Here is a 19,641-nt window from a genome sequence, read left to right as displayed (position 1 = left end):
CCGTCAACGCTCGCGGTTCGGCTGCGCGTCAGTCATCCCACTGCGGCGCAAACGGCGGCGACACATAACGCTGGTCTTTCGGCAACGCCGCGATCGCGCGACGGTCTTCGTCGTCGAGGCGAACCTCGAGCGCGCCGAGATTCGATTGCTGGCTTTCCGTGCGCTTCGCCTTCGGAATCGCAATGACGCCATCCTGATCGAGCAGCCAGGCGAGCGCGATCTGCGCGGCCGTTGCCTGATGTTTTTCGCCGATGCGAGCCAACACCGGGTCGCTTGCCGCGCGGCCCTGTGCGAGCGGCGCGTAGGCAACCAGCGGAATCTGCTTCGGCCGCAAGTAGTCGAGCAGGCGCGCCTGGGACAGGAACGGGTGATATTCGACCTGCACGCAGGCGAGCGGCGCGCGTACGTCATCGAGCGCGGTCTTCAGCATCGGCATCGTGAAGTTGCACACGCCGATTGCGCGCGTGCGCCCTTCTTCCTTGAGCGCCTGCATCGTTTCGAGCACGGCCGGCAGGTTCATGTCGCGCGATGGCCAATGCACCATGAACAGGTCGACGTAGTCGAGCCGCAAGCGCTGCAGGCTCGTATCGAGCGAGCGGCGCAGTGCGTCCGGCTGCAGGCTGTCGTGCCAGGCCTTGGTCGTGACGTGCAGGTTGTCGCGCGCGAGGTTCGCGCTTGCGAGCGCGGCGCCCACCGCGTCTTCGTTTTCGTACATCGTCGCCGTGTCGATATGGCGGTAGCCGAGCGCCAGCGCGCTTTCGACGACGGGCTGGCAGTCGGCGCCCGGCATCCGGAAGGTGCCGAAGCCGAGGCGAGGCATGCGGATGCCCTGAGTTTCAATCGTGTCGATCGGTTCCATCGTTGTCCCTTGGTGGCGAAGATTGTGACGAACAGCGCGTGTTTGAATGGCGGCGCGGCCCGCGCCTTTCGCTTCGATGCGCGTTCGCATGCGAGGACATCAGTGCGGGGCCGGACCACGGCTTGCGCCACTGTCGCACTTCGGAACCGTTGAATAAAGTACGAGCGGTTCAAATGAGCGATGATTAAAATCACGAATTCGCTAAAAACTGATACACCGCATATGGGACTCGATGGAAAACTGCTGTCGGGCGTGACCGTGCTCGCCGCGGTCGCGGAGACCGGCAGCTTCGTGCGCGCGGCCGATTCGCTCGGGCTGTCGCCTTCCGGAGTCAGCCGCGCCATTTCGCGGCTCGAGAAGCGCATCGGCGTGCGCGTGCTCGACCGCACGACGCGCTCGCAGACCTTGACCGACGAAGGCCGGCGCCTTTACGAAGCGGCCGGACCGCACCTGATCGGCATCGAGGAAGCCGCGATCGCCGCGTCGGGCGCCGCAAACGCGGTGCGCGGCAAGCTGCGCGTCAATATCGATCCGTTCTTCTCGCGCACGGTGCTCGCCGCACGGTTGCCCGAGCTGCTGCGCCGCTACCCCGAGTTGACGCTGGAATTGATCATGCGCGATGCAGTCGGCGATCTCGTCGCGGACGGCTTCGATCTCGCGGTCCGCTTCGGGCCGCCGCCTGAAGGGACACTCGTCGCGCGCAAACTGCTCGATACGCGCGTGCTGACGGTCGCGGCGCCGCGCTATCTGGACGAGCGCGGCGTGCCGCAGCGGCCCGAAGACGTCGTGCGGCACGAGCGGATTCTGTTCTACAACCCGGTGACCTCGAAGCCTTTCGAATGGGTCTTTTATCGTAACCGGCAAATGATCGAAATACCGGCAAACGGCAGGCTGCTCGTTTCCGATGTGGATACGATGCTAGGCAGTTGCACGGCCGGCGCCGGCATCGCGCAGATCATGGACCTCGGTGTCGAACATCTGATGTCGGCAGGCGCGCTAAAGGAGATCCTGCGCGAATGGCAGGACGAACGCTTTCCGTTGTATGCGCTTTATCCGTCGCGTCGCCATCAGGCGGCGAAGGTCAGTGCATTTATCGATTTCTGTCTCGAGATGCTGGCGCCGGCGCTTGCTGCACGGGGCCGCAAGACCCTTGCGCCGCCACGGCAAACGGGAGCCGGTCGCAAACGCTGAACCTCGGCTTGCGTGTTGCGTTACATGCGCGCTTCGTTGCACATGCAACGATTAGACGGGTTCGGTTTCCCTCTTTCGCGCAGCGTGCGGCTTCGCTTGCACGTCTTTCTCGACGCCTGCACGGATTTCTTCTTCGACGAGCGGCGCCTGCGCGACGCGCAGTTCCTGCTCGGCCTTCACGGCGGACCGCTGCCCTGCTTCGTCGACATGCGCGTCGCCTCCCGTGTACAAGGTCGATAGCACTTCCGGCGACGTGTGATATTGCAGCGCGAGCCAGGCAAGCCCCGGTGCAAGCTCGCGCCAGAAGCAGACGATCACGAACAGCACCGCCAGCGCGGTGAACGCAATGAAATACATAGCGATATCCAGACCACCGGAATGGTGCAAACGGGAAATGAGCGACGCTTGCGACACGGTGTCGCGCGGCCCTCATCCCGTTTAACGCTTGACCGTGGGGGATATTCCGCGTGCTTTCGACGATACCTTGGGTGCAGGCAAAGCAAATAGAGGCTTTCGCGATTGACGAAGCAGCCACACGCCGCGATCCGGAGAATGTCACATGGAAGGCGGAAACGGCCGCGCATTGCAGGGAGCGGCCGGCCGCACTGTTTTCCCGAACATCACGTCATAAGCAAGCGTGCCCATCGCTGTGTAGCCCTGATTGTCCATATGGATGGGACTTTCCGGATCGTAGCAGGCAGTCGCCACGCCCAGCGGTGAGATAGACGGGTTTCCGACCACGGCCGGGAAATCAATCGAACCGTCATAGTGACCGGGCGTCTGTATCCACGCGTTCAGCTGCTGCCGTTCGGCCTCGTTGGACGGCGAATAGAAACCTGTCGAGACGCGACTGCCGTCGAGACCGACGATGTCGCCGATCGGCGTGTTAAGCCCGCCGTAAACCTTGATGTTCTGCGCATGGGCCTCTTCGATAAGAATCTGGTATCGGGCGATAATCTCGTCTGCGGTGTGACCGCCCAAATCGTTGTCGCCCGCGAGAATGACAATGTCGGTCGGATTGCGGGACAACACGTCGCGCTGGAAGCGGTCGAGCAGATCGACGCCGCAGCATCCCGGGCCGCCGACCGTCGTGTTAAATAGCGAATTTCCTCCGATGCCGGCGTTACCGACCGCGACGGTGCCGCTGCTCGCGTTAGCGAGACTCGCTAGCACGGCCGGCCACGGATGCTCAATGCCGACCGCGCCCCGGCCGTCCGTGATCGATTCGCTCATCACGATGATCGACCGCGTCTTCGCCGGCACCTGCACTTCCACTTCGCTCAGGTTAAAAGCGCCGTTGAACGTCTCGAACGGAATATTCGCGAACGATGGCGCGGTTGCGACATCCTGGCCTCTCACGACGTAAAGACCCGGCAACGGCGTGACGTCGTCCGAGTGGCCATCGGCGTATTGCACGAGCCCGTTGAAATGGATCGTCACCATCAGATCCGATAGCTTTGGCACGTTCATCGCGACCGGGTCGCTTAGCAATTCTTCGCCGGGCGGCACTTCGGCGAAGGTCTGGCCGTTGTTGAACGTCACGTTGTGCAGCGTGCTCATGTCGATCGCGGTCGGATCCGCGGCGTTGCCAGTGTCAGGCAGCGCCACATTCGCTCCATCGACCACCATGACCTGCGTGCCGAAAATATTCGAGAGACGGATCCGCACACCTGTGCCGCCCGCGCTGGTATGGATACGCGTGCGGGCAGTGTCGGAATCGAAATTCTGCAAACCATTCTGCAGCATCGCGGCTTCCCAGGTGGTGGCCCATCGGGTTGCCGCCGCAGTCGCGGTATCCGGTGCCGATGGAGCCTGAGTGGCCAGCGCGTGCGCTGCGCCGCCGGCTGCGCCGCTACCATCGCCACCGCAGGCAGACAACAGACCCGCGAAGACGATTGAAATGAGCCAGCTCCCGGACTGATGCCACAGCGATGTGCGTCGATACCTAACGGTGGGGTACATGTCGCCTCCTCTGGATTACCGTGTCTCGCGGCATTCGCGTTATTTCTTCCACTCGCCTGCCCGACCTTGATATAGCGCTGCCTGGAACTGAACGGGAACGTGCTGCCAGCCACAGGTGGCCATTTCGGAATCGGCGCGACGGTGCACGGCGCGATCGCGCGGAGATGGATGTTAGTTGTCCGGCACCGCTGCCGATGAATCGAAGCGAAAGCCTGTAGCTTCACCCGACTCCGGGTACCATCGCGTTATCCGCCATCCCCAGCGGACCCCGCTTCCCCATCACCCATCAGAGGACTCAAGAGGACACCATGGCAAAAGCTGGCTTTATTGGACTCGGCATCATGGGCACGCCGATGGCGGCCAACCTGATCAAAGGCGGCCACACGCTCTTTCTGCACAGCCGCTCAGGCGTACCCGACGAGCTCGTCAAACAAGGCGGCAAGGCGTGCGCATCGCCCGCCGAAGTCGCGCGCGAAGCGGAAATCGTTTTCCTGATGGTGCCCGATACGCCGCATGTCGAGGCCGTGCTGTTCGGCGACAACGGCGTCGCGTCGACGCTCGGCAAGGGCAAGACCGTCGTCGACATGAGTTCGATTTCGCCGATCGCCACCAAAGGCTTCGCAAAGCGTATCAACGACCTCGGCAGCGACTATCTCGACGCGCCTGTATCGGGCGGCGAAGTCGGCGCGAAAGCCGCGTCGCTGACGATCATGATCGGCGGTCCGCAGCCGGTGTTCGACAAGGTCAAGCCACTGTTCGAACTGATGGGCAAGAACATCACGCTCGTCGGCAACAACGGCGATGGCCAGACGGCGAAGGTCGCGAATCAGATCATCGTGGCGCTGAACATTCAGGCCGTGGCCGAAGCGCTGCTGTTCGCCTCGAAAGCCGGCGCCGATCCGGCGAAGGTGCGCGAAGCGCTGATGGGCGGTTTCGCATCGTCGCGCGTGCTCGAGGTGCACGGCGAACGCATGATCAAGCGCACGTTCAACCCGGGCTTCCGAATCAATCTGCATCAGAAGGACATCGGTCTCGCGAACGAAGGCGCGAAAGCGCTCGGCGTTTCGCTGCCCAACACCGGCGCGATGCAGCAGTTGATGAACGCATGCATGGCGCTCGGCTTCGGCGAGCTCGACCACTCGGCGCTGTGCCAGGCAATCGAAACGTTGTCCGCGCATCGAATCGCCGGGTGATCCGAAGCGAACCGCGCCGAACCGAACCGAGCATGAGCGGAGCGCATCGGCCCGCGCTCCGCACGCAAAAAGCGGCTCACGTCCTCTCGCATTCCATCTTCAGCGACCGCTAAAATCTCGCTGGCCCGCGGGCGGCCGGCGCGATATCGCACGCACCGTCCCGGCTGTCCTGACACGCTTGCGGAGACACAGTGCACCTTACAGCTACCTTTACCCCCTGGTCCGCGCACGATACACGCCTGATTTTCTCGTGCGCTTTGGGCCTCGTGCTCATCATCGTTTTTATCAGTGCGCTAAAACTTGCGCCGTTCCTGTCGATTCTCGTCGGCACGTTCGCGGCCGGCTTTAGCGCAGGCTTGCCGCTCGAAGCAGTGGCGAGCGCATTCAGTAAAGGCGCAGGCGCGCTGCTCGGCGACATCGGCATCATCATCGCGCTCGGTGCGATGCTCGGTGCGCTGATGGCCGATTCGGGCGCGGCCGATCGCCTCGTCACCACGATCCTCGATCTGTCGACGCCACGCCGGCTGCCGTGGATGATGGCGCTCGTCGCGATCATCATCGGCCTGCCGCTGTTCTTCGAAGTCGGCCTCGTGATGATGGTGCCGATCATCTTCGTGATGGCGCGCCGCGCGCAGCAGCCGATCCTGCGCATCGCGATTCCCGCGCTCGCCGGCATGACGACGCTGCATGCGCTGCTGCCGCCGCATCCGGGACCGCTGATCGCAGTCGGCGCGCTGCATGCGGATCTCGGTCTTACGCTAGGCCTCGGCCTGATCGTCGCGATTCCGGCTGTGATTCTCGCGGGACCCGTCTACGGCGGCTGGCTCGCGAAACGCATGCAGATCGCCGAGCCCGACGAGATGGGCAAGCTGTTCCGCTCCGAAACGGCGTCGTCCGCGTTGCCCGGCTTTGCGATCTCGCTCATCACGATTTTGTTGCCCGTCGTGCTGATGCTTGGACGCACCGTGGCAAAGCTTGCGCTCGAGCCGAACACGCTCGCCCACGACGCGCTCGATTTCCTCGGCGAGCCGCTTGTCGCACTCGGCCTCACCGTGCTTTTCGCGATCGTGGCGCTCGGCTGGTCGCGCGGCATGCCGCGCGAGCGCGTGGGCGGCATTCTGCGCAAAAGCCTGCCGCCGATCGCCGCGCTGCTGCTCACGATCGGTGCGGGCGGCGGCCTGAAACAGACGCTCGTCGTCGCGGGCATCAGTACGACGATCGGCAAGATCGCGCTCGGCGCTCATCTGCCGCTGCTCGTGCTCGCCTGGCTCATCGCTGTCGCATTACGCCAGGCCACGGGCTCCGCCACGGTCGCAACCACGGCCACTGCGGGTATCGTCGCGCCCGTGGTGACGGGGCTGTCAGTCACGCACAACTCGCTGCTCGCGCTTGCGATCGGCGCGGGCTCGGTCTTCTTCTGCCATGTGAACGACGCGGGATTCTGGATGGTCCGCGAGTATTTCGGACTCCAGTTGAAGCAGACGGTTTTCGTCTGGTCGATTTTGCAGACCATCGTATCCGTCGTCGGTCTCGTGCTGACGCTCGCGTTATGGAGCGTGCTGACCTGAGCGCGCTTCGATAACGCGCGACGCAGAACGCATCGCTGGTTCGCGCGGCGGTCATGCCATGCATGCGTGTCGCCGCGCATGCATTTCGCGCGAGCTCAGCGCATATCAAATGACGAACCCATGCGCCTATAGCACGTTCTTCTTATCATGTGATTTGCGACTGTGCATCAACGCACACATCGATGCATGACGCCATTGTGTTCGCAGGGCATACGAGCTAGTTTTCTTCGCTGACACGGCTTCCTTCATCAAGTCGACTTCAAGGAGATCACCGTGCTGTCCGCAAACAAGCCACCCCGCCCGCCGATCCTTGCATTGACGGTTGCCGTCGCAACACTTTCCCTGATTGTGCCGGCCATTGCATCAGCCGACGACAGCGGCGCTGCAGCAAGCAGCACTCAGACGAACGTGAACGCCATTGGCGCCATTCCGCCCGTTGTCAATGCGGTCAACGCGAATGGGTCCGGCTCGGGCGATTCGTCGTCCAATACCGCGGCCGTTCCATCGGCCACGTCGGCCGCCGCTGCTTCGACGATCAATCCGGCCGACCCGAATCCGCCGGACATTCCCGGTCAGGTGATTCTCGGCGACGGTTTCGTCTATCAAGGCAGCTTGCGCGACGGCATGCCGGACGGCAAAGGCGTCAAACGCTGGCCGACCGGCGACTGGGTTGCCGGCGATTTCAGCGCCGGCCTGCTCGAAGGCGATGCCGTCATTCATCGCTCGGACGGCGGCTCGCTGACGGGCACCTTCCGCCACAACGCGCCGTGGGACGCCGCCGAAAAGGATGCGAGCGGCAACGTCGTCGCCATGTATCACGGCGGCGTGATGCGCGCCGTCACGCAGGTAGCGGCGCCTCGCGTACAGCAGGTTCATTCGGGAACGCCGGTTTCCAGTCAGTAACGCTGGATTTGCGGTGCAGGACGCGCGAGGGCCGCTGCCCGTTGCGGGGGACGGTGGTGGCGTCCAGTACGTCGGTATTGCGGCTGATGCGCTTGCGTTGCGGCGTTTCGCCTGGACACGTATCCGCGCGTGTCGCGCCTCGTCGCGCAGAAAACCGAACGTTCACAGTTCGATGGGCTGGCCATGCGGCGTGCGGCGCGCGGCCCGATCCCATGCGTCGCGCCGCGCCAGCAATCCTGCGGGCGTCACGCAGCCTTTCGCCGCGGCGATGCGCTCGAGCGCGCTCAGCCAGTGCCGGTAGTACGTGTCGCCGCGATCGGGGTCGCCGGCCGATTGCGCGTCGCGAATCGCGTCGTGCAGATACGCGGCCCACTCGGCCCATGTGAAAACGCCGCGGCGATAGAGCGCGAGCGTCATCGCAAACGCCGCCGCTTCCCACGGCGCGCTGAACACGGGGGCGTTGCCGTCGCGCGGCAATTCCGGCAGGTGCATGAGCAGGTCCGACGATTCGCCCGACCCTGCATGTGCAGCGGCTGTCGTTGTCATGGGTGCCATGGTTGTCATGGTTGTCATGTTGGTCATAGCCTTCGCGCCTGTTCGGGCGCGTTCAGTGTTCCTGTCCATGCGCGCCCGCGGGTTCGAGGTACGGTTCCCAGCAGTCGACGCACACCGATGCGGCGCTCGTATCGTCGCCCCACAGTTCCGCCGCCGCGAAGCGCACGGTATAAAGCCAGCGCGGCTGCTCGCCCTGCCCGATCGCATGTGCATCGGGAAACACATGCGCGCCGCGCACCGCGACGATTTCGCCGCGCTTGCCGCGGCAATAGCGCGGCAAGCGCGTATGCGTCGCCGGATTCATTTCACGCGTGCGCACCGCGTCGCCTGCGACAAAGCGCGCCGGATCGGCCATCGGCCTGTCGTATGGAAAGCCGCGCGACAAAGTCGGGCGCACTTGCGCTGCCTCAAGCACGCGCTTGACGCGCGCGGGCGGCCCTGCCGGCTTGCCCGCCTCGATTTCTTCCGCAGTGGCGAGGCCGTGTTCGATCAGCAGCTTGCAAAGGCCCTCGAACCAGATCTCGTAGTACGTATCGGCCAGGTATTGCGCGGGCGGCAGACTTTCGCGCGCGGCGCGCGACATGTCGATATTCCACGTGCCTGTCGCGCCCATCGCGAGCGTCAGCGCAAGCACGCGCGGCTCCCAGTCCGCGTGGAAGATCGGCTCGTCGCGCTCGGGCTGCACAGGGCCGAAGCTCTGCATGCCGCCCATGTCGTGTGCGCCGTTCATGCGCGTGCTCCTTGCGCGCCTCGAGGCGCATGCGGCAAGCCCGTGCCGATCATCGAGTCGCGCGTGACGAGTTCCGCGAGCGCGTCTTCGCTCAAACCATCGGTTCCTTCGGGACGCATCGGCAACACGAGATAGCGCAATTCGGACGTCGAATCCCAGACGCGGAATTCGACGTCTTCGGGCAGCTCGTAGCCGAACTCTTTCAGTACGCCGCGCGGGTCGATCACGACGCGCGAACGGTATGGCGCCGACTTGTACCAGACCGGCGGCAAGCCGAGCACCGGCCACGGATAGCACGAACACAGCGTGCAGACGACCATGTTGTGCACGCGCGGCGTGTTCTCGAGCACGACCATATGTTCGCCGCCGCGGCCCGAATAACCGAGCGACGCGATCGCGGCGGTCGCGTCGTCGAGCAGCCATGCGCGGTATTGCGCATCGCTCCACGCGCGCGCAACGACGCGCGCGCCGTTGCGCGGTCCGATCTGGTGCTCGTAAGTTTCGATCAGCACGTCGAGCGCCTGCGGGTCGACGTAGCCCTTCTCGACCAGCAGCGATTCGAGCGCGCGCACGCGCAGCTCCATTTCCGATAAGGCGCTGCCTTCGTGGGCATGGTGACGGCCGCGTTCATGCGCGGCTTCATGCTCGGCTTCATGCGGACCGTGCGGTTTATGGCTTTCGTGGCTCATCGCGGTTCGATTCCCGAATGCGGAAGGTGGCTGATCGGCGTGCCTCGTCGATGTTCCTCTTTGACGTGCCGCGTCGACGGACATGGCAACGGTGGCGACGGATAATGAGGCGACCCACTCAGTATCGTTTGCCAGGCTGTCGAATGCAAATCTTCAGACGATGTGCACGCATCTCGCCGCGCGTAGCGACCAGCGCTCGCGGTGGCGGATGCGCGTCGCACGCGCGCCTCGCGCGGGCGGTACAATCGTGGCTTCGTCTTCGTCTAACGAACGAGTCCATCGACGATGATGCGCTGGCGATAACCAGCAGCACACGCAGCAGTGCGCCCAGTAGTGCACCCGGCAGTGCGCTTCGTTGCACGATTATCCCAACCGGAAATTCTGGCCACCGCATTTCGGCCAGCGGCCGGCCACCGCATCGTTATCGATTGCGCCCGCTCGCGCAGCCCTTCGTTCTTCGCTTCTTCAAACACACGAGGTAAGCGCGCGGTCCATTGGCCCGCGCGTCGTCGCACATGGCTGACAGGAAAACCGCTCAAGGCACGCAGGCATTTCGCAGCGTCCTCGCATTTGTATTCGCACACTGGTGGCAGCAGCCGGCGCGCGTCGCCACGGTCGCGGCGTTCGCGCTGTGCGGCGCGCTCGCCGACGTCATGACGCCGCTGTTCGCCGGACGGCTCGTGGATGCGCTGTCCGCCGGCGCCGCCAGCGTGGCCGCGAAGGCGCACGCGTGGGACGCCGCGTCGCACGCGTTCGGCGCGTTGATCGCACTCGGCTTCACGGGCATGGTGCTGCGCCAGCTCGTCTATCGCAACATCATCACGATGACGCTGCGCATGATGAGCGAGATCGCCGCGAGCGGCTTTCACCGCGTGCAGCGCTTTGCGACCGACTGGCATGCGAACAGCTTCGCGGGCTCGACCGTGCGAAAGATCACGCGCGGCATCTGGGCGCTCGATCTGCTCAACGACACGTTGCTGATTACGCTGATGCCCTCCTGCGTGATGCTGATCGGCACGACAATCGTGCTCGGCGCGCGCTGGCCCGTGATGGGTGCAATTGTCGGCGTCGGCTCGCTGCTCTATATCGGCGTGACGGCCACGCTGTCGCTGCGCTATGTCGCGCCGTCGGCACGGCTCGCCAATATGTGGGACACGCGGCTTGGCGGCTCGCTCGCGGATGCCGTCAGTTGCAACGCGGTGGTCAAGGCGTTCGGCGCCGAACATCGCGAGGAAGCGCGGCTTGCGCGTGTCATCGCGAAATGGAGCAAGCGCACGCGGCGCACGTGGAGCCGCGGCACGACCAACGGCGGCCTGCAAAGCGCGATGCTCGTGCTGATGCAGGCGGCCATCGTCGGCACCGCGCTCTGGTTGTGGACGCACGACAAGGCGAGCGTTGGCGACATCACGTTCGCGCTGACCACCTTCTTCATGCTGCAAGGCTATCTGCGCGACATCGGCCAGCACGTGCGCAACCTGCAGCGCTCGATCAACGATATGGAAGAGCTCGTCGCGCTCGAGCACGAACCGCTCGGCATCGAAGACAGGCCGGGCGCGCGTCCGATCGACATCGTGCGCGGCGAAATCCGCTTCGAACACGTGACGTTCCGCTATGGCGCGCTGCAGGCGCCGCTCTACGAAGACCTGTCGATCCGCATTGCGCCGGGCGAGCGCATCGGGCTCGTCGGCCACTCGGGCTCGGGCAAGACGACCTTCGTCAAGCTGATCCAGCGGCTCTACGACATCGACGCGGGCCGCATCACGATCGACGGCCAGGATATCGCGCAGGTACAGCAGGCGTCGCTGCGCCGGCAGATCGCGATCGTCCAGCAGGAACCGGTGCTGTTTCACCGTTCGCTCGCCGAGAACATCGCCTACGCGCGCCCTGATGCGACGCTCGCGGAAATCGAGCACGCCGCGCGTCTGGCCAGCGCGCATGAATTCATCGACGCGTTGCCGCAAGGCTACGACACGCTCGTCGGCGAGCGCGGCGTCAAGCTCTCGGGCGGCGAGCGGCAGCGCATCGCGATCGCCCGCGCGTTTCTCGCCGACACGCCCGTGCTGATTTTCGACGAAGCGACGTCGAGCCTCGACAGCGAAAGCGAGGTGCTGATCCAGCAATCGATGGAGCGGCTGATGGCGGGACGCACGACGCTCGTCGTCGCGCACCGGCTGTCCACCGTGCGCTCGCTCGACCGGCTGCTCGTGCTCGACAAAGGCCGCATCGTCGAGCAAGGCCCGCACGAACGGCTGATCGAGCGCGAAAACGGCCTGTACCGCCGGCTCTTCACGCGTCAGGCAGTCGAGCTCGCGAAGGGCATGCTCGACGACGGTAGCCGCGCCGGCAGCGCCGCAACTCACGATGCCGACAGCGCGATCGACGAGGCGAGCGCAACGCCGCCCGTCGAGTACGCAGGCGACCCGAGCGCGACCCACGGGCTCGGACCGATCGGCGCGAACCGGTAAGCGTTGGCTGCGCGTTGCGGCCCGCAATCTGCCGCTTATCTGCCGGCTGCCGGTAAAACCTTCGTCTTTGCCTCGCTGCCGAACGATTTGATCCGTCCGAGCATGCCTTTGCGACGATCGATCATATCGGCGCCTCCCCCCCTGCCCTACGATTCTTTCGAAGCCGGGCGCAACAGCGTAGACCGGCAACGAACGAATCCCGGAGGTCAAGGCAATGGCACCAGTCGAACGGTTCGAGTATGTGTTTCTCGGCGGCGGCAAAGGCGGCAAGACGCTCGCCGTCGAACTCGCGAAAGCCGGCAGGAAAGTCGCCGTGGTCGAGCGCGGCATGATCGGCGGCTCGTGTATCAACGTCGCGTGTATTCCGACGAAATCGCTGATTCAGACTGCGCGGCTCATGCATGCGGCCCGCGAGGCTGAAAAGCTCGGCGCCGCGCCGCAAGCGGGCGGGCTCGATATGAAGCGCGTCTATCGGCGCGTGCGCTCGGTCGTGGACGGAATGGTCGACATCAATATGACCGCGTTCCAGACGTCCGGACTCGACCTCATCGTCGGCAATGGCCGCTTCGTTGCGCCTCGCACGATCGAAGTGACGCTGCCGAACGGCGACCAGCGCGTCGTGTTCGGCGACCACGCATTCATCAACACGGGCACGACCGCCGCGGTTCCCGATATCGACGGCCTGCGGTATGCGGCGCCGCTCACGCACGTCGAAGCGCTCGAACTCGACACGCTGCCCGAGCATCTGATCGTGTTCGGCGGCGGCTATATCGGTCTCGAAATGGCGCAGGCGTTCCGGCGTCTCGGCAGCCGCGTGACGGTGCTGCAGGAAGCGCCGCGCGTCGCGATGCGCGAAGACGCGGACGTCGCCGCGGCGATCACGGCCGCGCTCGTGCAGGACGGCATCGAGGTGCGCGTGAATGCGCGGGCGGTCAAGGTGGACGGCCACTCGGGCAAAAGCGTGCGGGTCACGCTGACCGACGGCAGCACGCTCGACGGCACGCATATTCTCGTCGCGGCGGGCCGCACGCCGAATACGCGTGACATCGGCCTCGAGGAAGCCGGCGTCAAACTCGACGAGCGCGGCTTTATCGTCACCGACGAACGGCTCGCGACGAGCGCGCCGAATACGTGGGCGATCGGCGAAGTGGCCGGCACGCCGATGTTCACGCACGCCTCGTTCGACGACTACCGCGTGCTGAAGTCGAGCCTCGCCGGCGGTACGTACACGACGGCGAATCGCACGATACCGTATGCGCTTTTCATCGAACCGGAACTCGCGCGCATCGGCCTCAACGAAACGGAAGCCGCGCAGAAAGGCATCAAGGTGCGGGTCGCGACGCTGCCGATGGCCGCGGTGCCGCGCGCGCGCACGAACCACGAGACGGCCGGCTTCATGAAGGCGCTCGTGGCGGCCGATTCGGACGAGATCGTCGGCTTCACGATGGTCGGCACGCAGGCTGGCGAAGTGGTGTCCGCGGTGCAGATGGCGATGCTCGGCAAGCTGCCGTACACGGCAGTGCGCGATGCGATCCTGAGCCATCCGACTATCGGCGAAGGGTTGAACCTGCTGTTTGCGAAGGTGCCGCCGAGAGCCTGAACCCGGCCTGAACCCGGCCTGAATCTGGAATGAAGCGGCCTTGAAGCAAGCTCGGTCGTGCCGTCAGCCATGCTGACGGCACACAAAAATCCCGCAGCGAATGCTTAAAAGTGAGAGCGGCTATGCAATAATCGCGGCTTGTCCCCGTCGCCTCGCGCTGCTCATCGCCGCATCAGCCTGCTCATGTCGTCCGACCAGAAGGGTCTCATCGCTCCTGTCATCGTCGCGTTCGCGATGTTCATGGAGACGGTCGACGCGAACGTGATCGTCACGGCGCTGCCCCAGATGGCGCGCACCTTTGCTGTAGACCCGGTCACGCTGAAGATCGCGGTCACGAGCTACGTGCTCGGTCTCGGCGTGTTTATTCCCGTTTGCGGCTGGCTGGCGGACCGCTACGGCGCACGCACCGTGTTTCGCACCGCAATCGGCATCTTCGTCGCCGGTTCGCTGGCATGCGCGGCCTCCACATCGCTCGGCATGTTCACCGTCGCGCGCTTCGTGCAGGGCATCGGCGGCGCGATGATGGTGCCCGTTGGCCGCATCATCATCTTTCGCAGTGTCGAGCGTTCGGACTTCATTCGCGCAATGAACTACCTGAGCCTCACGTCGCTGCTGGGGCCGGCCGCCGGGCCGCTGCTGGGCGGCTTCATCACGACGTATCTGCACTGGCGGCTGATCTTCTTTATCAACATTCCGGTCGGCATCGTCGGCATCCATCTGACGAACCGGTTCATCGCGAATACGCGCGAGCCGCATCCGGGGCCGCTCGACTGGTTCGGGTTTCTGCTGTCCGCAGGCGGCGCCTCGGCGTTCATGCTCGGGCTTGCTCTGGTCGGCAGCGAACTGATCGCCGATTCGACCGCGTGGACGATGACCTTCGCGGGCGCGATCGCATTGGCTTTCTATGTGCTCTATGCGCGCTACGCGACGCGGCCGCTGCTCGAGCTGCGCTTTTTCCGCGTGCCGACGTTTCAGGCGAGCGTGATGGGCGGATCGCTGTTTCGCATCGGGCTCGGCGCGGTGCCGTTTCTATTGCCGCTCGTGCTGCAGGAAGGTCTCGGCATGAGCGCGTTCGAGTCGGGGCTCATTACGTGCGCGTCGGCGATCGGCGGGCTCTTCATGCGCACGCTCGCATCGCGCACGCTGCATCGCTGGGGCTTTCGCACCGTGCTGATGTACAACGCCGCGTTTTCGGGCATCGCGATTGCCGCGTGCGGCCTGTTTTTCCCCGGCACGCCGACATGGCTGATCTGGGGCGTCGTGCTGCTTGGCGGCTTCTTCCCGGCGTTGCAGTTCACGAGCCTCAATTCAATGACCTACGCCGAAATCGAAACGCGCGACGTCGGGCGCGCGACGAGCCTCGGCAGCGTGGTTCAGCAGATGTCGCTCGGCCTCGGCGTCACCATTGCCGGCATCGTCGTGCAGCTCACGCGGTCGCTGCATGGTCACACGCAGATCGAATGGTCCGATTTCTGGCCGGCATTCCTGACCGTTGGGCTGTGCTCGTTCGCGTCGATTGCGATCACGCGGCGCCTCGCGCCGAATGCCGGCGACGAGATTGCGCGCGGCAAACGCATCGAGGTCACGTCGAAGCGTTGAGCGGTCGCGCAAGCGGCCACACCGATACACCGCGCGGATCGATCCGTACGGCTCGATTGCGGCCTGCATCGGCAAGCGCAGATTCATCGCCGACGTCGAAGCGATGACCGCCGATATCGAGCACCGCATAGCGGTCCCCGTGGCGCAGTTCGATGCGTTCGAGCGTGCCGCGATACAGGCTGCGTTCGCCGTTCGCGCCGTTCGTGCCGTTCGCACCGTTCGTGCCGTTCGTGCGCGCATGCGCGGCGGCCGTTCCATCGTCGAGCACCGAGATCGCTCGCGGCGACACGCGCCACATCACCGCCTGGCCCGCCGCGAGCGAAAGCGCCGCAATGGCTTCGATGACGAGACCAAGCGGCGTCTCGATACGCCCGTCGTCGCGCATCATGCCCTCGCCGACGTTATGCAGGCCGAGCAATTCGGCGACCCGCAAGCTCGCCGGCCGCTCGAACACATCGGCGATCGAGCCCGTTTGCAGCACGCGGCCGTGCTCGATCACCAGCAGCTCGTCGGCGAGCAGTGCGGCTTCGTCGGGATCGTGCGTGACGAGCACCGTCACCGCCGCGATCTCGCGCTGCAGTTCGCGCAGCGCTTGCTGCAGGCGCCGGCGGCGCGGCGTATCGAGCGCCGAGAACGGTTCGTCGAACAGCAGCAACTGGCTGTGCCGTGTCAACGCACGCGCGAGCGCCACGCGCTGACGCTGCCCGAACGATAATGCGCGCGGCAAGCGCGCCGTCAATGACGCGAGACCCAGGTGCTCGATCCAGTAGCGCGCGCTCGGCGCATCCGCATCGCGCGGAAACGACAACTGCTGCGCGACCGTCATATGCGGAAAAAGCCCGTAATCCTGCGGCATATAGCCGATCTGCCGCTGCTCCGGCGCAAGCGGCGCGAGTTCGCGTGCGCCGAGCGTCACCACGCACCCGTCGTTGCGTTCGAGGCCGGCAATCATCCGCAACGCGAGCGACTTGCCCGATCCGGACGGCCCGATGATGGCGAGGCGCCGCGTGGTGGGCGCCCATTCGATATCGAGATCGAACGCGCCGAGGTCACGGCGCAACCGGAACGCGAGACGCGCATCGGGTTGCGCCGGCAGCGGGACAGTGGCCGCTGTCGCGACGGCGGCAGGTTCGTCGCCGTTTTCCTGCGGCGCATCGGCGTGCGGCGCCGCGCGGCGGCCCGCCACGGAGAGCACCGCGCAAATCACCGCGATCGCAAGCGTCGGCAGCAGCAACGGCATCATCGCGGGCAAGCCCTGACCGCCGAACACGACGTACGTATAGACGGGCAGCGAGTACGGGTGATAAGCGACCATCACGGTTGCGCCGAACTCGCCGAATGCGCGCAGCCAGGCGAGCGCGAGACCCGCGCGAATCGCCGGCCACGCGATCGGCAGCGTCACGCGGAAGAAGCGGCTGCCCGCATGATGACCGAGCGTCGCAGCGACGTCGTCGAAGACCGGGTCGACCGCCGCGAACGCCGAGCGCGCGGCGATGATCAGAAACGGCGCGGCGACGAAGGTCTCCGCGAGCACGATGCCCGCGAACGAATCGGTCAGCACGCCGCCGAAAAGACGCCCAAGCGGGCTATACGGTCCTAACAGGAACAGCAGCAGAATGCCGCTTGTGAGCGGCGGCAGCGCAAGCGGCAGTTGCACGATGAACCCGAGCACGGCCATCGCGCGCGACGACGAGCGCGCGAGCGCATAGCCGAGCGGCACCCCGCCCACGAGGATCAGAAGCGCGGCCACACTTGCGCTCGCGACCGACACGCCGACGGCGGAACCCATCGTGTGCCAGTCGACATGGGCCCAGTCCGCGTGATCGATCTGCGGCAGCGCCGCGATAAACGGCGCGCACAGATAAATGGCAAGCAGGCCGCCGAGCCACAGCAGCGGCCGCGCAGCGTGGCGCGTCATGGCAGGCTTGTCCTCACGCTCACTGCGCAGCGTCGATGACCGCCTGCACCGACGGCGGAATCGCCTGCACGTTGCCGACCACGGCCGGCTTCACGACGTCGACGCCATGCTCCTCGAGCAACTGGCGCCCTTTCGCGCTCATCAGGAAGTCGACGAAGCGCGCGGCGCCCTTTGCATTCGGCGCGTCGCCGAGAATCGTGATCGTGTAGCTCGCCTTCGCCTGCAGTTCCGGCGCGGGACGAATGGCCGGGATGTTCAGATCCGAGGTCTCGGTCGAGTAGAAGAAGCCCGCGTCGAGCTGGCCCGACTGGAGACGGCCCACGAGCGTCTCTTCCGGCAGCACCTGGTCCGGATTTTCCGGCGCACCGAGCGTCTTTTGCACGAGGTCCGGCTGTTTATAGAGCGCTGCCGCCTTCGTCACCATCTCGACCGTGAATGCGCCCTTCGGGTCGAGCTTCGGGTCCGTGCGGCCGATGCGGATACCCGGTTCCTGCAATACCTCGTCCCAGCGCTTCGATTTGAACTGCGCGGCGAATCTGCTTTGCGGGTTGTAGCCAATCATCAGCGGCGATTCCGCGAAATTCACATACCACGTCACATGATCGCCGTTGGCCGCGCCCATCAGGCTCGTGTTGACCTTTGGGCTCGCGCTGATGAAGACGTCGCCGCGGCGCAGCTTGCCTTTGATTTCATTGGCGATCTTGTTCGACCCCGCGGCATAGCCCTGAAAGTGAACGCCGGTCTCCTTTTCGAAGGCCGGACCGACGCTGCGCTCCATCAGATTCACGAGCGAACCCGCGTACAGCACATTGACCGTGCCGTCCTGCGCCGACGCACGCTGTGCACCGAACGCCGCGGCCGCCAACACGATAACCGACGCAACCCGCTTACGAACCATGTCATTCCCCGTACCGTTATTAAGTCGACTATATTACGATGCGCGCAACGCTGCATCGAACTTCCCCGCTTTCACTCATGCTCAAGGAGAACACTATGCGCACCAGCGCCCGTAACCAGTTTCCCGGCATCGTTGCCGACGTGAAGGCCGGTGCCGTCAACGACGAGATCACGCTGCGCACGCAGGACGGCCTCGAGATCGTCGCGATCATCACGCACGGTAGCGCGGCTTCGCTGGGCCTTGCGGCAGGCAAGCCGGCGTTTGCGCTGATCAAGGCATCGTCGGTACTCGTGATGGTCGACGCGAACGCGAGCAAGGTGTCCGCGCGCAACTGCATCGCGGGCACCATTGCGTCGGTCACGAAGGGCGCCGTCAACGCGGAAGTCGTGATCGCCGCGCAAGGCGGGGCGAAGATCGCCTCGATCATTACCAACGACAGCGTCGATCGCCTGGGCCTGGCGAACGGCAAGGCGGCAGCGGCGATCTTCAAGGCGTCGAGCGTGATCGTCGGCGTGGATTGATCGCGCCGGCTGTCGTCTGATCGATGCCTTGCGGCCACTGCGCCGCATGACGGGCACCTCAACGCAGCGGCTGCACGCCGGCTACGCTCGTGCTGCCGCTTTTTGCCTGCTTTTTGCCTGCTTTTTGCCCGCCTCTGCCCGCTTCGTGACCTTCGTGTCTTTCGTATCTTTCCCCTCGTTCCGTCGTTCGACACCCTTGCGCGGCCGATTGCATCAAGCGCGTCGCGCATTTCATCGGGCACGTGAGGCCAGGCGCCGCAAGCAGCTCGCGCGGCTTAGCGCAACGATATGACCGGTGTCGATCGAATTTTCCGCAGCGCTTGCGCTACACGCAGCGTAATATACCTACCGATATATCGACGGGCAAGCGCTAGTTTCGAGTAACGCGGCATGGCACCGGAAATGGAGCATTCGAGCATGACAGCAGCGCACCAGACGAGCGGCGCAAACCAGCCAGAGCGCGAAACATCGGCGCAAAGCGCCATGCTTTCGCTAACAGGCGACTTTCAACGTCCGCTCACGCTGACGCTCGACCAGCTGCGCGATCGCGCAAACGCGCGCGCCGCCCCGTTCGACCTGCGCTGCTTCACGACCAACCGTTTCATCCGCAAAGTGGATAGCTACCGCGGCGTGTTGCTGAAAGATCTCATCGAAGTGGCCGGCCTGCGCAACGTCCGGCCGGGCGACTTCAAGCGGACCATTTTTATCGCCGTTGCCCACGATGGCTATGCGGTCACGTTCTCGTGGCACGAGCTGTTCAACACGCCGGTCGGCGAACGCGTGCTCGTCGCGCTCGAGCGCGGCGACGCGCCGCTTACGATCGAAGACGGCGCGCCACTGCTGTTTTCCGCGGGCGATATCCTGCCCGCGCCGCGCCACGTCAAACGCCTCGCGGGCATCGTCGCGCGCGTGGTGGCGCCCTGACCGGTCACGCCGCTAGCGGGCCGCTATCAAGCCGCTATCAAGCCGCTAGCACAGCGGCCATCGCGC

At 64.9% G+C, this 19,641-nt stretch carries 17 protein-coding genes; 9 read left to right on the top strand and 8 right to left on the bottom strand.

The annotated features are described in order from the left end of the window. Positions 1-28: 28 nt before the first annotated feature. Positions 29-859, bottom strand: coding sequence for an aldo/keto reductase (locus BTO02_RS11170; RefSeq protein WP_198039131.1), 831 nt, complete (start codon positions 857-859; stop codon positions 29-31). Between the two features lie 222 nt (positions 860-1,081). Between BTO02_RS11170 and BTO02_RS11165 the strand changes: the two genes are divergently transcribed. Beyond that, positions 1,082-2,050: a LysR family transcriptional regulator gene (locus BTO02_RS11165; protein ID WP_075157090.1), complete on the top strand. Its 969-nt coding sequence runs from the start codon at positions 1,082-1,084 to the stop codon at positions 2,048-2,050. A gap of 51 nt (positions 2,051-2,101) precedes the next feature. Here the strand turns inward: BTO02_RS11165 and BTO02_RS11160 are convergent, their stop codons facing one another. Further along, positions 2,102-2,407, bottom strand: a complete 306-nt coding sequence (locus BTO02_RS11160; protein WP_075157089.1) for a hypothetical protein — start codon at positions 2,405-2,407, stop codon at positions 2,102-2,104. Between the two features lie 198 nt (positions 2,408-2,605). Continuing rightward, on the bottom strand, positions 2,606-4,012 hold the full coding sequence (locus tag BTO02_RS11155; protein ID WP_083615080.1) for a GDSL-type esterase/lipase family protein: 1,407 nt from the start codon (positions 4,010-4,012) through the stop codon (positions 2,606-2,608). 308 nt (positions 4,013-4,320) lie between these two features. On the opposite strand from BTO02_RS11155, the gene BTO02_RS11150 reads away from it, so the two are divergent. The 3 genes from BTO02_RS11150 to BTO02_RS11140 all read left to right on the top strand — a co-directional run bounded on the left by BTO02_RS11150 (position 4,321) and on the right by BTO02_RS11140 (position 7,676). Further along, positions 4,321-5,205: a 2-hydroxy-3-oxopropionate reductase gene (locus tag BTO02_RS11150; RefSeq protein ID WP_075157087.1), complete on the top strand. Its 885-nt coding sequence runs from the start codon at positions 4,321-4,323 to the stop codon at positions 5,203-5,205. 191 nt (positions 5,206-5,396) lie between these two features. Next, entirely contained in the window at positions 5,397-6,773 is a 1,377-nt protein-coding gene (locus BTO02_RS11145; protein WP_075157086.1) for a GntP family permease, read from the top strand. Positions 6,774-7,046: 273 nt separating this feature from the next. Beyond that, entirely contained in the window at positions 7,047-7,676 is a 630-nt protein-coding gene (locus BTO02_RS11140) for a hypothetical protein (RefSeq protein ID WP_198039130.1), read from the top strand. A 162-nt stretch (positions 7,677-7,838) separates the two neighbouring features. On the opposite strand, the gene BTO02_RS11135 is transcribed toward BTO02_RS11140, so the two are convergent. The 3 genes from BTO02_RS11135 to nthA form a co-directional block, all read right to left on the bottom strand. Beyond that, a complete protein-coding gene (locus tag BTO02_RS11135) occupies positions 7,839-8,222 on the bottom strand; it encodes a nitrile hydratase accessory protein (protein WP_075157084.1) in 384 nt (127 codons plus the stop codon). 61 nt (positions 8,223-8,283) lie between these two features. Then, entirely contained in the window at positions 8,284-8,961 is a 678-nt protein-coding gene (gene nthB / locus BTO02_RS11130; protein ID WP_075157083.1) for a nitrile hydratase subunit beta, read from the bottom strand. Beyond that, positions 8,958-9,650, bottom strand: coding sequence for a nitrile hydratase subunit alpha (gene nthA, locus BTO02_RS11125; protein ID WP_075157082.1), 693 nt, complete (start codon positions 9,648-9,650; stop codon positions 8,958-8,960). Before nthA ends, nthB begins: the two co-directional genes overlap by 4 nt. Before the next feature lie 515 nt (positions 9,651-10,165). Here nthA and BTO02_RS11120 point away from each other — a divergent pair. From BTO02_RS11120 to BTO02_RS11110, 3 genes are all read left to right on the top strand, one after another. Continuing rightward, positions 10,166-12,115, top strand: coding sequence for an ABC transporter ATP-binding protein (locus tag BTO02_RS11120; RefSeq protein WP_083615079.1), 1,950 nt, complete (start codon positions 10,166-10,168; stop codon positions 12,113-12,115). 214 nt (positions 12,116-12,329) lie between these two features. Continuing rightward, positions 12,330-13,715, top strand: a complete 1,386-nt coding sequence (locus tag BTO02_RS11115; protein ID WP_075157081.1) for an FAD-dependent oxidoreductase — start codon at positions 12,330-12,332, stop codon at positions 13,713-13,715. Between the two features lie 183 nt (positions 13,716-13,898). Further along, positions 13,899-15,314, top strand: a complete 1,416-nt coding sequence (locus tag BTO02_RS11110) for an MFS transporter (RefSeq protein ID WP_075157080.1) — start codon at positions 13,899-13,901, stop codon at positions 15,312-15,314. Here the strand turns inward: BTO02_RS11110 and BTO02_RS11105 are convergent. Both BTO02_RS11105 and BTO02_RS11100 read right to left on the bottom strand, forming a co-directional pair. Next, positions 15,298-17,232, bottom strand: coding sequence for an ABC transporter ATP-binding protein/permease (locus BTO02_RS11105; protein ID WP_075157079.1), 1,935 nt, complete (start codon positions 17,230-17,232; stop codon positions 15,298-15,300). The genes BTO02_RS11110 and BTO02_RS11105 overlap by 17 nt on opposite strands. A gap of 19 nt (positions 17,233-17,251) precedes the next feature. Beyond that, positions 17,252-18,130 (bottom strand): extracellular solute-binding protein, encoded by an 879-nt coding sequence (locus BTO02_RS11100; protein ID WP_075157078.1) that lies wholly within the window; start codon positions 18,128-18,130, stop codon positions 17,252-17,254. A gap of 95 nt (positions 18,131-18,225) precedes the next feature. On the opposite strand from BTO02_RS11100, the gene BTO02_RS11095 reads away from it, so the two are divergent. Together BTO02_RS11095 and BTO02_RS11090 are read left to right on the top strand one after the other, a co-directional pair. Beyond that, complete coding sequence (locus tag BTO02_RS11095; protein WP_075158784.1) at positions 18,226-18,651, top strand: TOBE domain-containing protein; 426 nt, start codon at positions 18,226-18,228, stop codon at positions 18,649-18,651. A gap of 417 nt (positions 18,652-19,068) precedes the next feature. Continuing rightward, the gene (locus BTO02_RS11090) at positions 19,069-19,575 is read left to right on the top strand and encodes a molybdopterin-dependent oxidoreductase (RefSeq protein ID WP_232243333.1); all 507 of its coding nucleotides are present in this window, start codon (positions 19,069-19,071) and stop codon (positions 19,573-19,575) included. Positions 19,576-19,641 lie beyond the last annotated feature (66 nt).

The organism is Paraburkholderia sp. SOS3, assembly GCF_001922345.1.
Lineage (GTDB): Bacteria > Pseudomonadota > Gammaproteobacteria > Burkholderiales > Burkholderiaceae > Paraburkholderia.
This window is presented reverse-complemented; position numbering and strand designations above follow the sequence as displayed.

Coding starts and splice junctions, on each gene's coding strand:
- BTO02_RS11155 (WP_083615080.1), bottom strand. CDS start 4,012: ATGTACCCCACCGTTAGGTATCGACGCACATCGCTGTGGCATCAGTCC.
- BTO02_RS11170 (WP_198039131.1), bottom strand. CDS start 859: ATGGAACCGATCGACACGATTGAAACTCAGGGCATCCGCATGCCTCGC.
- BTO02_RS11110 (WP_075157080.1), top strand. CDS start 13,899: ATGTCGTCCGACCAGAAGGGTCTCATCGCTCCTGTCATCGTCGCGTTC.
- BTO02_RS11100 (WP_075157078.1), bottom strand. CDS start 18,130: ATGGTTCGTAAGCGGGTTGCGTCGGTTATCGTGTTGGCGGCCGCGGCG.
- BTO02_RS11115 (WP_075157081.1), top strand. CDS start 12,330: ATGGCACCAGTCGAACGGTTCGAGTATGTGTTTCTCGGCGGCGGCAAA.
- BTO02_RS11095 (WP_075158784.1), top strand. CDS start 18,226: ATGCGCACCAGCGCCCGTAACCAGTTTCCCGGCATCGTTGCCGACGTG.
- BTO02_RS11105 (WP_075157079.1), bottom strand. CDS start 17,232: ATGACGCGCCACGCTGCGCGGCCGCTGCTGTGGCTCGGCGGCCTGCTT.
- nthB (WP_075157083.1), bottom strand. CDS start 8,961: ATGAACGGCGCACACGACATGGGCGGCATGCAGAGCTTCGGCCCTGTG.
- BTO02_RS11150 (WP_075157087.1), top strand. CDS start 4,321: ATGGCAAAAGCTGGCTTTATTGGACTCGGCATCATGGGCACGCCGATG.
- BTO02_RS11135 (WP_075157084.1), bottom strand. CDS start 8,222: ATGACAACGACAGCCGCTGCACATGCAGGGTCGGGCGAATCGTCGGAC.
- BTO02_RS11160 (WP_075157089.1), bottom strand. CDS start 2,407: ATGTATTTCATTGCGTTCACCGCGCTGGCGGTGCTGTTCGTGATCGTC.
- BTO02_RS11090 (WP_232243333.1), top strand. CDS start 19,069: ATGACAGCAGCGCACCAGACGAGCGGCGCAAACCAGCCAGAGCGCGAA.
- nthA (WP_075157082.1), bottom strand. CDS start 9,650: ATGAGCCACGAAAGCCATAAACCGCACGGTCCGCATGAAGCCGAGCAT.
- BTO02_RS11165 (WP_075157090.1), top strand. CDS start 1,082: ATGGGACTCGATGGAAAACTGCTGTCGGGCGTGACCGTGCTCGCCGCG.
- BTO02_RS11120 (WP_083615079.1), top strand. CDS start 10,166: ATGGCTGACAGGAAAACCGCTCAAGGCACGCAGGCATTTCGCAGCGTC.